The organism is Bradyrhizobium sp. 41S5, from assembly GCF_011516665.3.
In the GTDB taxonomy this organism is placed as follows: domain Bacteria; phylum Pseudomonadota; class Alphaproteobacteria; order Rhizobiales; family Xanthobacteraceae; genus Bradyrhizobium; species Bradyrhizobium quebecense.
In genome coordinates, this window is record NZ_CP083721.1 from 6,764,499 (window position 1) to 6,778,935 (window position 14,437).

Below are 14,437 nucleotides of genomic sequence, written 5' to 3' on the forward strand. Positions count from 1 at the left end.
TTGTCCTCCCTCGTTGAATTCGCCTAGGCGGCAATGCCGGTTGCCACCGCGGTCTCCGCCATCACCGCCTCGGGGCTGCGATGCCGCTCTGCAATCGCCCGTTCCTCGGCCGTGGCGATTTGCGCCTGCATGTACGCGCCGAGATGGCGGGCGCGCCGCACGACTGCGGCCCCAAACGGAAGCCGGCTCGATTCGAATTTCGCGAGCGCCGCCGGCAGATCGGCCGGAAGGGCCCGCAACGCATCGACCAGAGCCGCCGCATCCGCCGCGGCTTTCGTCACGCCCATGCCGACATGGGGCCTCGCCACGAACGCAGCATCGCCAAGGATGACGGTGCGGGATCCGAGCGCCATGCGCGGTGTCTCGAGATCAAGGATGGCCTGGATGAAGGGCTGAGACGTGAGGTGAACGACCTCGGCGAATTGCGGCGCCAGCAGCCGCTCCGCGTCCTGGCGCATCGCGGCAATCACATTGGATCGAATCCTGGTCGGCGGAATCGACAATGGCTGCCTGACACCGTCGATATCCGTCAGCAGATCCGCCAGTCCTTGGTCGGTGTCGGCCGGGCGATACCAGACGAAATTGAACCGGCGCTCGCCGACATCCATCTCTTCGTTGGCCCCGGCAACGGGATAGCCGAGCATCTGCTCCCCGGGAGGCAGGCTGAAGGCGAACCAGTCGCACAATTCCGCCCGCGTCCGAGCTGACAGGTCCCGCTCGTTGACGAGGCCCCGCCAGGCGACGTAACCGGCGTATTTGGGCTGGACGTTGGCCGCGAGCTGCGTCCTGACGCTCGAGAATATCCCGTCGGCGCCGACCAGCAGGTCTCCCGACGCTTCGGTGCCGTCGGAAAAGCGCGCCACCACCCGGTCGCCGAGCTCCGCAACATCCTCGAGGCTCTTGCCGTGATGGTAGTGTTGCGGCGGCAACGCCGCCTTCAACAGCCCGTAGAGGTGTCCCCAGGACGTCAGCACTTGCCGCAACCCGAGCTCGCCTGCGATACGGCCACTCCGGTCCAGCACGCGCCGCCCCGGAACGACGACCCCGACCGCCGCGGCCGCGGTATCGATGCCGGCCCGGCCCAAGACGTCGAACAATTCCGAATGCGTGACGATGCCCGCGCCTCGGCCCGCGAGCTCCGCACCGATGCGCTCATAGACGTCGACGTTCCAGCCTTCCCGCCGCAACAGCAACGCGGCGAACAGGCCGGCCATCGATCCGCCGATCACAAGTGCCTTCGGCGGCACTGCACGCTTCCAGCGGTCGTCGCTCATGAGCATCCTCCTTTCGCTGATCGGTTCGCGCGAACTGACGTTTATTTATCAATTGATCAATTAATGGCATGGCATTGATCCAAGTCAATAGCTATTTATCAAATGATAAACAAAAGGTGATGGCGCCGCTTGCGGTCGGCCCTGGCGGCAAATCGGTGTATGAAGGCACGAAAGTGCCCTCTAACCGACGAATCAGACGTGAAGCAGGCCAGAAGAGCGCGTCTTCCGACGCCGATCCGAGAACAGCAGAGGCTGGACCCGTCCGAGCGGGAAGCCATCATCGCGCGAGAAGCCGTGTCGTTTTTCGCCGAGCACGGGTTCGAGGGACAGACCCGCGAACTCGCAAAGCGGCTTCGCATCACCCAGCCCCTGCTCTATCGCTATTTTCCAAGCAAGGAAGCTCTGATCGAGCGGGTCTATCAGGAAGTTTTTGTCGGACGCTGGAAACCGTCCTGGGAAAAGATCATCACCGATCGCTCGATCCCCCTGAAGGCCAGGCTGATCCAGTTCTATCGCGAATACGCCGAGGTCATCCTCACCTACGAATGGATTCGCCTGTTCATGTTCGCAGGCCTCAGGGACCTCGGACTGAACGCCCGTTATCTCAAGATGCTGCGCGAACGTGCGTTCGAAAGGGTGATCGAGGAGATCAGGTTCGAATACGGACGTCCCTCGACCGATGAGCTGCCGACCACCGATATCGAAGTCGAGATGGTATGGGGCCTGCACGCCGCGATCTTCTATCTCGGGGTTCGCCAGTTCATCTACTCGATGCCGCTGGAAACCGATGTCAATTCGATCATCGATGCAAAGGTGACGACGTTCCTGGGCGGCGTTCGCTTCGTCCTCCCGGCGAAGGCGATCGCCTAGATCCTGCTCCCTCGAGTTACGCGCCAATCGCCTTCCTGATGCGGGCGGGATTGAACGGGAGGTCATGCATCCGAACGCCGGTTGCATCTCTGATCGCGTTCGCAATCGCGGCTCCCGTCGGCCCTTGCGCGGCCTCGGCGACACCATAGAAGCCATCGCCGGGCCGATCTATCAGGTGAACGTCAACCGCGCCCGGAGCGCTGTCGAACCGCATGATGGGATAGGCGGACCAATCGACCGACGTGACACGGGTGCGATCGAACGTGACCTGCTCGAACAGCGTCCAGCTGATCGATTGCAGGATACCGCCCTCGATCTGGTTACGGACACCGTCCGGGTTCACGACCTGCCCCGTATCCACCGCCGCCACGACGCGACGGACACGAACGGCGCCGCTGAGGCGCACGACCTCGATCTCGACGGCCACCGCGCACCAGGCTTCGAGGTTCTTGTAGCGTGCAAAGCCGAAGCCGAATCCGGTGCTGTCCGAGCGCTTGACCCGCGCTGCCCAGCCGAATCGGGATGCCGCCGTTTCGATGACGTCGCGCGCGCGGGGATCGACCGTATGGCGAAGCCGAAACGCGACGGAATCCTGCCCCGAGCGCGCCGCCAACTCGTCCAACATGCTCTCAATCGAAAGCACGTTGAGGTACCCGCCCAGCGAGCGCATGGAGGAGCCACGCAAGGGCATGTCGGGCAGAAAGTGACTGATCACCTTGCAGTTCGGGATTGCATAGAGCGGAATTGCATTGCGATCGCCGCCGCCCTCGGGCTGCGCCAGTGCAACCGGCGGCGCGGGGGGAGAAGCGTCGGACTTCAGTCGGGCGGCCGTCAGCGTTCCCGGAGGTCCGGGCCGCATCATGTGCGACTGGCTCCAGACCTCGTAGTGCCAATCCGCGATCGCACCGTCCGGTCCGACCGCGGCGCGGAGCTTGACCACCATGCCAGGGCCGAATGGATCCCAGGCGTGCTCCTGTTCCCGCATCAGCTGGACCCTGATCGGCCGGCCTGGCATCGCCACGGCGAGCATCGCTGCATCGGCCGCGGCGTCGTCGGCGCCATTGTGACCGTAGCAACCGGCCCCTTCCGCATGAATGCAGCGAACGTTTTCGGCAGGCATGCGCAGCATGCCGGCAATCGCATCGCGAAGGAAGAAAACGCCCTGCGTGTGCGTCCAAACCGTGAGCATCCCGTCCTGGAATTGCGCTATCGCACAGGACGGCCCGATCGATCCGTGGGTGAGATAAGGCCGGCTGAAGGTCGCTTCGACCGCAATTCCCGGCTTGCCCGGACGTCCCTCATCGTGAATCGTCGTGTCGCGCGAAGGCAGGTTGATCAGGGCACCCGGCAGGTCCGCGCTATCAGGCAGAGCTTGCTGTTCGATCCAGGTCGTGGTCGCAGCGAGCGTTCGCATTCCCTGAACGGCGGTCCACTCCCGGTCTGCGATCACGCCGAGGAAATTGCCGTCACGCACGACCTTGGCGATCCCGTTCATCCGCTCGACAGGCGCGACATCGAGATCGCGCAGGATCGCCCCGTAACTCGGGGGACGGACCACACGACCGTGCAGCATCCCATCGGGGCGCAGATCCTGAACATAGGCGCTACCGCCGCTCACCTTGGCCGGAATATCGATCCGCAAAACCGGCTGGTTCATCACCGTGAAGTCTGACGGCGAGGTGAGATGCGACGCTGTGCTCGCTTCCACAGATAACAGTTGATCGCGAACCAGCTCGCCATAGGCCAGGCGAGCGCCGTGCGGGCCGAACACCGCGCCGTTGCGGACCTGGAGCGAGGCCGCCGGCACGCCAAACCTGCGGGCGGCCTCGTCACGGAGGATCTCGCGCGCCTGAGCCGCGGCGTGCCGGATTGCGGTTCCGGAGTCCTGCATCGAATGGCTTGCGGCCGTATAGCCTTCATTCGGCGTCCGTGCGGTATCTGCCGTGACGAGCGATAGCCGATCGAACGGCACCTTGAGCTCCTCGGCTGCGACCTGGAGCAGTGCCGTCTTGAGACCCTGGCCGAGTTCGGCCTTTCCCGTGAGGATCGTCACCGCGCCCGACGCATCGACGCGAATCCAGGCGTCGATGTTTGGCGTGTCGTCGAGACTTCCGGGAAGACCGTGCTTCGAGGGGCCTCCACCGGTCCCGGTTTCGGTCTGCGCGCGCGCTCCGGAGAATTGTAAGGCGACAATGAGCGCGCCGGCACCCGCCAATACGCTCCGTCGAGAGACAGCATGCGTCATCGCTCCGCCCTCACCTCGGCAGATTTCTTCTTCAACTCGTCGGCGGCACGGCGGACCGCGCGCAAGATCCGCATGTGAGTTCCGCATCGGCACAGATGCGGCTGAAGTTCGGCCCTGATCGATTCGTCGGTCACGTTCGGATCACGATTGAGCAGCGCCTGGGCGCGCATCATCATGCCGGGAATGCAATAGCCACACTGCGCCGCCTGCTCGGCAATGAAAGCCTGCTGCAACGGGCCTGGCTCCGCCTGGCTCCCAAGCCCTTCCAGCGTGGTGACGGAGCGCCCCTCCAGCACCATCACCGGCGTGATGCATGAGAAGATGGCCTTGCCATCGACGATCACGGTGCACGCGCCGCACTGGCCGAGGCCGCAACCGTACTTTGCGGCGTTCAGCCCGAGTTCGTCCCGGAGAACATAGAGCAGCGGCGTGTCCGGGCTCGCCTTGATGGATCGGCTCTCGCCGTTAACGGTCAGCGTTGTCATGGCGCGTCAGCGGCCCTTCTGCTCATTGTTCTCTTGCCCGGCTCACCGGTTGGCTCTTGCGTCCGCCACCGCCTTGGCGACCCCGTCCCACTGGGTGTTGCCGACGAACTGGGTACGCAGGTAGTTGGCGAGATCGGAGATCTGCCGGTCATCGAGAGCATCGCCAAAGCCGGGCATCATCGGACGCGCGGAACCGTCGGAGGACGCGGGGATTCCCCGCAGCACGAGATTGATCAGGTTGGCTGGCGTCTCGTCGGCAAGGGCCGTGGAGAGACCAAGGCTGACGCCTCCCAACGGCAAAGGTCTGCCGCCCTCATGGCACGATGCGCAAGCGACACGGTAGATCGCTCCACCCGGATCGGACTGGAGGGGCGGCGTCGCAGCTTGCGCCCCAGCCACCTGCGGCAATCGTCCGGGCCCCGAAGGAGCAGCGATCTTTGCGTCGGTCCGAGCTTCGCTCTTGCCGAGCGAGGCCAGATAGTAGGCCATCGCACTGACGTCGGCGGGATCGACCAGGGACAGATTGTCGGTCACGTTCGCCATGGGCCCTTGAGCTGTCCCATGCTGGGGATGCGAGCCACGTGCGAGATAATCCGTCAGGGCCGCCTCATCCCACGGGACCGGCGACGGCGAGCTTCGACCGAGTGCGTAGGCACGCCAGCCTTCGGCCACGCCGCCTTGGAAGCTAGCCGAGACCTCTTCTGCTCCCATCAGGTTTCGCGGAGAATGGCAGGCGCCGCAGTGCCCGAGCCCGTCGACCAGATACTTCCCCCTGTTCCACTTCGCATCCTTCGACGGGTCGGCGACGAAGCGCTCCTGACGCAGGAACAGCAGCTTCCAGCCGGCGAGCGTCAGGCGGATATTGAGGGGAAACGGCAGTCCGTTTGGCGGCGCCGACGACCTGACCGGATCGAGCGACATCAGAAAGGCATACAATGCGTTCGCATCATCGTTCGTGACGCGCGTGAAGTGGTCGTACGGGAACGCCGGATAAAGGTGACGGCCTTCACGATCCACGCCGGACCGCAAGGCGCGAACGAATGCCTGCTCCGACCATCGACCGATGCCGGTCTCCGGATCGGGCGTGATGTTGGTGGAGTAGATCGTGCCGAACGGCGTCGGCATCGCAAGTCCGCCGGCGTATGGTGCTCCGCCAGTCGCCGTGTGGCACGTGGCGCAGTCGCCAAGCAGCGCGAGGCTTGCTCCACGACGTACCATGACAGTATCGGTGGCCCTGGCTGATCGCGGATCGATCGGAGCGATTGGCGATTCCCAGACGTAGAGAAGCGCCGCCATCCCCCCGGTCGCCCCGACGGCAAGCAGCGCGAGCAGAACTGACCTGAGCTTCATCGCCTTCCTTCCTGAATGGAGACGCCATATCAGGTCGCCGCCGGCGTCATCTTTTCAGTTTGATGCGGCCCTTGAACAATCTCCCGATGAGGATGCGACGGTGCGGCACGCCGGCGTCGTGTCGCCGGTTCGGCAACAAGGTTCGATCGAGACAACGCTGCGATGCGCCTGCGGATCAAAGGCCAGTCCAAAGCGTGCGCATTCAGTCCAATACGTTCGCAAGCCTGCCACGTACGGTGTCGGGCGAGAGCTCTTTCACCCGGAACGCCGCGCGCCGCACAGCCAGCTGCACATGGCAACCGTTCATCTTGGATGGCCCTTGTTATTTATCAATTGATAATTAACTGCCGATCGTGTTTGAAGTCAAGTGTCGGGCGCGGCGAACAGAAGCTGCGCGCGGACAAGCGAGGATTGCGGCCATGTCGACGTCTGCTCTCAGCACAGATCAACGCGTCCCAGAACTCACCCGCGCACGCACGTTTGCCATGGCGGTTTGTGCGGGCATCGCGGTCGCAAACATCTATTACAATCAGCCACTGCTGGGCCTCATCGAAGCGAATTATCCGAACTCCTCTGCGATCGGCCTGATACCCACGGCCACGCAGTTTGGCTACGCGGTTGGTCTCCTCCTGCTCGTCCCGTTGGGCGATCTCGTCGAGCGACGTCGTCTTATCGCCGCGCAATTCGTCGTTCTGGCGGCAGCACTGGCCTTCGCTGCTGTTGCGCCGACCACGCTCGCATTGATCGCAGCCTCGCTTGTGTTGGGGGTAGCGGCCACGGTGGCGCAGCAGATCGTCCCGTTCGCCGCAACGCTCGCCGACGACAAGACGCGGGGCGCCGCGGTCGGAACGGTCGTCAGCGGAATCCTCGGCGGAATCCTTCTCAGCCGCACGATAGCCGGCTTCGTCGGATCGCATTTCGGATGGCGCGAGATGTTTTGGCTTGGCGTGCCTTTGGCGCTCGGCGCCGCCGCACTGGTCCGCACGACCCTGCCCCGCCATCATCCGACGCAGAGCCTGGGATACACCGCTGCGCTGCATTCGCTGCTGCATTTACTGATCGATGAGCCGGCGCTTCGCCTGGCCGCTGCGACGCAAGCGATGCTGTTCGCCTCCTTCATCGCCTTCTGGACCGTCTTGTCCCTGCATCTGCAAGAGCCGGCGTTTGGCTTCGGCCCCGAGATCGCCGGCCTGTTTGGCGTGATCGGCGCGTCGGGGATCCTCGCTGCGCCGCTCGCCGGCCGCACAGCCGACAAGCGCGGCCCTCATCTCGTGATCGCGATCGCCGCCGCCATCTCGCTGTCCTCCTGGGTCGTGTTCGGCGGCTGGAACACCATCGCCGGACTGACCGTCGGCGTGGTGCTCCTGGACGTCGGCGTGAACGCGGCGCTGGTGGCCAACCAGCATCTGATTTTCGCGCTCCGTCCCGAGGCGCGAAGCAGGCTGAACACGGTTTTCATGACGGCCATGTTCATCGGCGGATCGCTTGGATCCCTCGGCGCGAGCTGGGCCTATGCGCACGCGTCGTGGTTCGGCGTTTGCGGCTACGGCGCGGCACTTGCGGCCGCTGGCCTGCTCTTGCAGTTGCCGACACTGTTCGGCCGGAAGGCAGCGCATCACTGACCTCGCCAAGTCGAACGGACGCATTTGGAGATCGCAAGACATGCAAATCGCGGTCGTCGGAGGCTCCCTCGCGGGATTGTTCACCGCAACGCTGCTGGCCCATGATGGACACGACGTCACCGTCTACGAGCGATCGGTCCATGGGCTCGAAGGGCGTGGAGCCGGTCTGCTGGGCAAGCGCGAGACATTTGCAATTCTGCGCGCGGCCGGCTGCGAACATGTCGCACGCGTCGGGGTGGTTGCGCGGGACCGGATCGTGTTCGGCGACACGGGCCCGACCATCGATCAAAAGATGCCGCCCCAGATGCAGCTGTCGTGGGACTCGATCTATCGCGTGTTTCGAAAGCAGATCGCGGACGGCTCATACGTGCTTGATCGAAAGGTCGAACATCTTCGAGAGAAGGCCGATCGGGTCGTCGTTCGCTTCAGCGACGGAAGCGAGACGGCTGCCGATCTCGTCATTGGCGCTGACGGCATAGCGTCCGTCGCGCGCGCCGCGGTCGACGGCCAGGCCGCGGCAAATGTCTACGCCGGCTATGTCGGGTGGCGCGGCCTCTTGCCGGAACGCGACCTGCCGGGCTTCGCGGCCAGCGACCTCCTCGAGCGCTTCGCATACTTCCGCATGCCGCATTCCCACGTGATCGGCTTCCAGGTCCCCGGACCGGGCGGAGAAACCGAACCCGGAGATCGCAGGTACAACTGGGTCTGGTATCGGCCGGCGAACGGACCGGCGGCGCGCGACGATGTGCTCACCGACCGCGAGGGCCGTATCCACCCATACTCGCTGCCTCCGGGCGCGGTCTCCGCACACACTCGCGACGGACTCGTCGAGGACGCCAATCGATTGCTGCCGCGCTCCTTCGCTGCGGCGATCGAAGCGACACCCCAGCCGTTCGTGCAAGGGATCTTCGACTACGAAACGGCGCGAATGACCTCGCGACGGATTGCGCTCGCGGGAGACGCGGCATTCGTCGTGCGGCCGCATACGGGGATGGGCATCGCAAAGGCGGCGGCTGACGCCATGGCGCTGCGAAGGCACCTTGCATCGGCGCCGCTCGGAGAGGCGCTCCAGCAATACGACCGGGAACGCAGACAGGCAGGTGCCGCTATCGCCGCGTCCGGCCGCGAGCTGGGTGCGCACCTCGTGTGAGCCGGCCAGTTGGCGAAACAGCAGGTCAGGGAGAAGCAGATGAGCTGGTATCACGATCATGATTTCACGGTGACGATCAGCGGCGGATCGGTCGCCGGGCTTTGCAATGCAATCACGCTTCGTAAATTGGGCGCGACCATCACCGTGCACGAGCGCGTGCCGGGCCCGATGCTGGCCCGAGGGGCCGGGATCGTCGTTCAGCGAGAACTGATCCAGTTGCTCGAGGAAAACGGTGCAGGTCCGCTCCCGTTCACGACCTGCCGCGGCCGGCGATATCTCGACCCGGACGGTGGCGATGGCGTCCTCCAGGACATGCCGCAGGAATTCACCTCTTGGGAAGCCATCCACAAGGCGCTGCGGGCAGCCGTTCCCGGTGAATGCTATCGGGCTGACTCCGAGGTGATGGCGGTGTCTCAGGCAGGCTCCAAGGTCTCGGCGACGCTTGGCGACGGCTCCATCGTGGAAAGCGATCTGTTCCTGGCCGCCGACGGTTCGGGCTCGGCGGTCCGGCGTCAAATGCTTCCTGATGTCGAGGCGAGATACGCCGGTTATGTTGCTTGGAGAGGCACGCTCGATGAACGCAATGTGCCTTCCGATCTTCTCCCATTCTTCGATGATCGTTTCACCTTCTCGGAAGCCCGCAGCGGCGGCCATATGCTGGCGTATTTCATCCCGGGGCCCGACGGGGCCGTTACGGTCGGATCGCGTCGGCTCAACTGGGTCTGGTATGTGCACGTCGGTGCCGCCGAGCTCGCGACTGTGCTGACCGACAAGGATGGCACGCGGCATCGATCCTCGCTTCCGCGCGGCACGACGCCGGAAAGAACCGTTGCCGATCTGAGGGCGCGTGCCTTGCGCGAGATCCATCCAAAGATGGCCGCGCTGGTCTCGGAGACGCCGGATCCGTTCCTTCAGAGCATCCTTGACGTGACGGTGCCGAAAACCCTGTTCGGCCGCGTCCTGCTGACCGGCGACGCAGCTTTCGTGGTGCGGCCGCACACGGCCGGAGGGACCGCCAAGGCGGCCTACGAGGCCTCGGTTCTCGCACGCGCATTGAAGTCAGCACGCGCGAATGTCGACGTCGCGCTTCAATCCACCGAACGGTTGCAGCTGCAATATGGCAACGCGCTCTACAAATACGGCCTTGCGCTCGGCAATCGCTGGTCACGCGATAGAAGCACCGACTAGCGAGCGCTCAGCCGGCGCCCGAGCCGAACCGATCGACGAGAAAATCGATGAAGAGCCGGACCTTGACGGCAAGATGTCGCGTCGGCGGATAGACCGCGTAAAGGGTGAGCGGCGGAGCCGAATAGTTCGCAAGGACGGCCTGGAGGCTGCCGTTCTTCAGGGCCTCCGCCGCGATGAACTCCGGTATCAGCGCGATGCCCTTGCCTCTGACCGCTACGTCGCGCAGCACCTCGGCGTTGTTGACGCACAGCGACCACGCCGGCTGGATCCAATGGACGTCGTCGTCGCTTGTCAGCTTCCATTGATTGCCCGTCAGCAGGAAGCCGTAGGTCAGGGAGACGTGATCGCGCAGATCCTGCGGATGGAGCGGTGTACCATGACGCTTCAGATAGTCGGGCGATGCGCAGACCAGCCGCGGGATGGGGACGATCTTGCGCGCGATCAGGCTCGAGGATTCCAGTTCGGCAATGCGCAGCGTGACGTCGAAGCCGTCCTGAACGGGGTCCAGAAGATCGTCACTCAGCACGAGTTGAATCTGAAGGTCGGGATATTTCGTCATGAAATCGGCGAGCGCGGGCCCGAGGCGCATCGTGCCGAACGACATCGGCGCATTGACGCGCAACAGGCCGCGCGGCGCCGATTGCAAGTGGGTGACCGCCTGATCCGCGGCATCGACGTCCGAAAGGATGACGACCGCCCGCTCGAAATACATCTGGCCGTTTTCGGTCGGGCTCGCGTGCCGGGTGGTGCGGTTCAGCAATTGCACCCCGAGGCTCTCCTCGAGATCGCCGACATATTTGCTGATCGCCGACCGCGAGAGCCGCATCTGGCGGCCAGCCTCGGCGAAGCTGCCGCTTTCGACGACCTTCACGAAGGCTCTCAGGCTTGCCAGCTTATCCATCTACCCCTCGATTGTCGCCAAATCGTAGACATAGCTGCCACAAAATCATGAATTGTCCCCAAAACAAAGCCGTCCGATATGTATTCGCGAAACGAAGTTGCTCATTCGAGCTGGAGGAAGAACATGTCAGGACTTCATCATGTCACCGCCATTGCCGGTGACCCCATCAGGAATTTCAGCTTCTACACGCGGGACCTCGGCCTGCGGTTCGTCAAGCGGACGGTCAATTTCGACGATCCGGCCACCTATCACTTCTATTACGGCGACGAGACCGGCCGGCCCGGCACGATCCTGACGTTCTTTCCCTGGCAGGGCGTTCCTCCGGGCCGGAGGGGCGTTGGCGAAACCCACCAGACCGCCTTCCGCGTGCCGCAACGCTCGCTCGGCTACTGGACGCAGCGTTTCCTTGAAAAGGGCATCCATTACGAAGCGCTGGAAAAGCGGTTCGGAGAATCGGTCCTGCCGTTCACGGATCCGGATGGCATGGCGCTGGCGCTCGTCGGCGTCCCGGGCGCCGAAGACGAGCCGGCCTGGAGCAATGGCGACGTTCCGGTCGAGCACGCGATCCGCGGCTTTCACGGCGTGACGCTGTTGCTCGACAATGCCGCGAAGACCGCGGCGGTCTTGACTGACGTGTTCGACTTCAAGGAGACGGCTCGAGAGGGCTCCGTGATCCGCTACAAGGCGGCCGGTGACGTCAACGGCAGCGTCGTCGACATCTATGAGGCGAAGGGATTCCTGCGCGGTCATCAAGGCGGCGGTTCGGTGCACCATATCGCCTTCCGCGCGGCCGACGACGCCGAGCAGGGCAGAATGGCGCAGCGGCTCATGGACAATCACGGACTGCATCCGACCGAACAGAAGGACCGCAACTACTTCCGCTCGATCTACTTTCGTGAACCCGGTGGCGTGCTGTTCGAGATCGCGACCGACATCCCGGGCTTTGCCGTCGATGAGCCGGTGGAGGCGCTGGGACGCGAACTGAAGCTGCCGGGCTTCCTCGAGTCGCATCGCAAGGAGATCGAGGGTGTCTTGCCGAAGCTGGAAGGAGCCGTGTCGTGACGGACGCCACCTCATTCGTCTATCGTTTCGAGAATGCCAGCAAGGCTGACGTGCCTCCGCTGCTGCTCCTGCACGGCACCGGCGGCGACGAGAACGATCTGCTGCAACTCGGCGGCATGATATCGCCGGGTTCGGCCCTGCTCTCGCCACGCGGCCGCGTCCTCGAACACGGCATGCCGCGCTTCTTCCGACGCCTCGCGGAGGGCGTGTTCGACGAACAAGACGTGCGCAAGCGCGCGTTCGAGCTTGGGGCATTCGTCGAAGACGCGCGACGACGCCACGGCATCGCAGCGCCGGTCGCCGTGGGATTTTCCAACGGCGCGAACATCGCGGCCGCGCTTCTCCTGATGAAGCCGGACGCTCTCGCCGGTGCGGTGCTGCTTCGAGCCATGGTGCCTCTGTCCGACCCGCCGAAAGCCAGGCTCGACGGCAAACCGGTGCTCATCCTCTCGGGGCAGGCAGACCCGATCGTTCCGGCCGGCAATGCGGCAAGACTCTCGGCCATGCTCGCGGACGCCGGAGCCAAGGTGACCCTCAGAACGCTGCCGGCCGGCCACCAGCTTTCGCAAGCGGACGTCAATCTGGCCCGCGATTGGATTGCCAACGTTGACGCTGAGGTCGCCTAGCTTGATCAGGAGCCAAACTGTCGCTCCGACAGTTCGGCTCCATTGCTGGGGCACGCGCGTCAGTCAACTTCGATCATCTCGACCACACGCGTGGCAAAAAGCTCCTCCTGATCGAGCTCTCCTTCCAGCCTGTGCATGACGCTGTCGTGTATGCGCCCGGCGTTGAAAAGCTCCAGAAGCCTGTTGCGGCCGGCTTCCACCGCGATCAGTACGGCACGGTAGTGCTGAAGCCTGCGTTCCTCATGGACTCCCTTCGCGAGGGCATGGTCCTCGGCGACCGCAAGGCGATGTCCGTATTGTTCGACGAGTCGCGGGTGCGCGTGCTCCCCCTCGGCCCCGACAGAATGCGCGCGGATCGCATCGAACTGCGCACGGGCGATTTCGGCCCGGAGCATTTCTTCAGACAACGTCTCTTCACCGCGGAGCAGGAACTCTTTCCCCACCAGCGTCTTCGCGACCGGACCGAGCGTCAGTCCGAGGACGACGATGGTCGCGGCGACAACGCAGAAGGTCACGAACAGGATGATGTCGCGGCCGGGAAAATGCTCCGGCAATGACAATGCGGCGGCGAGACTGACGACCCCGCGCATCCCGGCCCAGCTCATCACCAGGGGAACGGCCAGCGGTGGATAGGGATCCCGTTCGCGGAGCGACGGGATCAGTGCGCGCGGAATGTAGGCGGTCGGGAAAATCCACGCGAACCGGGCGAGCACCATCACCGCAAAGATCGTCGCGGCTGCCGGCGCAAGCGTACGCACGATCCCCCAATCCGAGCCGAAGCGGTGCAGAACACCGCGAAGCGCCAACCCCACCAATACGAAGACCAGCGCCTCCATCACGAAGGTCGCGACGGACCACACCGCCAGCGCCTGCACGCGGGACGCTGCGCTCAGGGCCTTGTGCTGCAGGCGTCCAAGGACCAGCCCGCACGCAACCGTCGAAAGCACGCCCGACACATGCAGGCGATCGGCCAGCAGATAGGCAGCCCAGGCCGACAGGAAGGTCCAGACTACGGTCAACCTGGCATCCGTCAATCGTCCCGCGACGAAGGCGCATATCCAGCCGAGCGCGAGACCGATACCTATGCCCACGGCCGAAACGTAGACGAAGCTTGCTGCGGCCGCCTCCGCGCTGAAGGCGCCAGTCAGTGCGGCGGCGACTGCGAAACGAAAGAGAACGAGGCCCGATGCGTCGTTGATGAGGCTTTCGCCTTCGAGAAGGACAGCGATTCGCGGCGGGACGTTGAGATGGTCGAGCACGGCCCGCGCCGAGACGGCGTCAGGCGGCGAAACGATTGCGCCAAGCGCAAAGCACGCGGCCCAGGGCAATGCCGGGAAGAAGACGTGCGTCACGACACCGACCAGCAGGGTCGTCAACACGACGGCCCCGACGGCCAACTGCAGGATGATCCTGAGATTGGCGCGAAAGTCAGGCCACACCGTGAAGTAGGCGCCCGAGAGCAAGAGCGGCGGCAGAAACAGCACCATGACGAAGTCCGGGTCGAACTCCACCTCGGGAAGTCCCGGAACCAGGGCCAGCACAATGCCGGCCAGCACCAGCACCGACGCGGACGGCAGGCGCAAGCGACGGGCCACCGTGTCGAGCACGACGGCAATCATCAGCAGCAGAAGGATGGTCTGGAAAGACTCGGCTGAACTCATCGC

At 64.2% G+C, this 14,437-nt stretch carries 12 protein-coding genes; 6 read left to right on the forward strand and 6 right to left on the reverse strand.

Going from position 1 to position 14,437, the window contains the following annotated elements:
• Positions 1-23: 23 nt before the first annotated feature.
• Positions 24-1,274 (reverse strand): FAD binding domain-containing protein, encoded by a 1,251-nt coding sequence (locus HAP47_RS32515; protein ID WP_173641064.1) that lies wholly within the window; start codon positions 1,272-1,274, stop codon positions 24-26.
• 198 nt (positions 1,275-1,472) lie between these two features.
• Between HAP47_RS32515 and HAP47_RS32520 the strand changes: the two genes are divergently transcribed.
• Complete coding sequence (locus HAP47_RS32520; protein ID WP_173641063.1) at positions 1,473-2,144, forward strand: TetR/AcrR family transcriptional regulator; 672 nt, start codon at positions 1,473-1,475, stop codon at positions 2,142-2,144.
• Between the two features lie 16 nt (positions 2,145-2,160).
• On the opposite strand, the gene HAP47_RS32525 is transcribed toward HAP47_RS32520, so the two are convergent.
• From HAP47_RS32525 to HAP47_RS32535, 3 genes are read right to left on the reverse strand one after another with little or no spacing between them, the layout of a single operon-like run.
• Positions 2,161-4,389, reverse strand: a complete 2,229-nt coding sequence (locus HAP47_RS32525; RefSeq protein ID WP_173641062.1) for a xanthine dehydrogenase family protein molybdopterin-binding subunit — start codon at positions 4,387-4,389, stop codon at positions 2,161-2,163.
• On the reverse strand, positions 4,386-4,874 hold the full coding sequence (locus HAP47_RS32530) for a (2Fe-2S)-binding protein (RefSeq protein WP_173641061.1): 489 nt from the start codon (positions 4,872-4,874) through the stop codon (positions 4,386-4,388). The genes HAP47_RS32525 and HAP47_RS32530 overlap by 4 nt, the downstream gene beginning before the upstream one ends.
• A 42-nt stretch (positions 4,875-4,916) precedes the next feature.
• A complete protein-coding gene (locus HAP47_RS32535; RefSeq protein WP_173641060.1) occupies positions 4,917-6,224 on the reverse strand; it encodes a cytochrome c in 1,308 nt (435 codons plus the stop codon).
• Between the two features lie 419 nt (positions 6,225-6,643).
• On the opposite strand from HAP47_RS32535, the gene HAP47_RS32540 reads away from it, so the two are divergent.
• The 3 genes from HAP47_RS32540 (at position 6,644) to HAP47_RS32550 (ending at position 10,184) form a co-directional block, all read left to right on the forward strand.
• The gene (locus HAP47_RS32540) at positions 6,644-7,846 is read left to right on the forward strand and encodes an MFS transporter (protein WP_173641059.1); all 1,203 of its coding nucleotides are present in this window, start codon (positions 6,644-6,646) and stop codon (positions 7,844-7,846) included.
• A 76-nt stretch (positions 7,847-7,922) separates the two neighbouring features.
• The gene (locus HAP47_RS32545) at positions 7,923-8,996 is read left to right on the forward strand and encodes an FAD binding domain-containing protein (protein WP_371821691.1); all 1,074 of its coding nucleotides are present in this window, start codon (positions 7,923-7,925) and stop codon (positions 8,994-8,996) included.
• Positions 8,997-9,035: 39 nt separating this feature from the next.
• Positions 9,036-10,184, forward strand: a complete 1,149-nt coding sequence (locus HAP47_RS32550) for an FAD binding domain-containing protein (RefSeq protein ID WP_173641058.1) — start codon at positions 9,036-9,038, stop codon at positions 10,182-10,184.
• Between the two features lie 7 nt (positions 10,185-10,191).
• On the opposite strand, the gene HAP47_RS32555 is transcribed toward HAP47_RS32550, so the two are convergent.
• Positions 10,192-11,085 carry a LysR family transcriptional regulator gene (locus tag HAP47_RS32555; protein ID WP_173641057.1) on the reverse strand — a complete coding sequence of 298 codons (894 nt, stop codon included), beginning with the start codon at positions 11,083-11,085 and terminating at the stop codon, positions 10,192-10,194.
• 123 nt (positions 11,086-11,208) lie between these two features.
• On the opposite strand from HAP47_RS32555, the gene HAP47_RS32560 reads away from it, so the two are divergent.
• Together HAP47_RS32560 and HAP47_RS32565 are read left to right on the forward strand one after the other, a co-directional pair.
• Positions 11,209-12,147 carry a ring-cleaving dioxygenase gene (locus HAP47_RS32560; protein WP_173641056.1) on the forward strand — a complete coding sequence of 313 codons (939 nt, stop codon included), beginning with the start codon at positions 11,209-11,211 and terminating at the stop codon, positions 12,145-12,147.
• Positions 12,144-12,773, forward strand: a complete 630-nt coding sequence (locus HAP47_RS32565) for an alpha/beta hydrolase (RefSeq protein ID WP_173641055.1) — start codon at positions 12,144-12,146, stop codon at positions 12,771-12,773. Before HAP47_RS32560 ends, HAP47_RS32565 begins: the two co-directional genes overlap by 4 nt.
• Positions 12,774-12,832: 59 nt before the next feature.
• Here the strand turns inward: HAP47_RS32565 and HAP47_RS32570 are convergent, their stop codons facing one another.
• Positions 12,833-14,434 (reverse strand): Na+/H+ antiporter, encoded by a 1,602-nt coding sequence (locus HAP47_RS32570; protein WP_173641054.1) that lies wholly within the window; start codon positions 14,432-14,434, stop codon positions 12,833-12,835.
• Positions 14,435-14,437 lie beyond the last annotated feature (3 nt).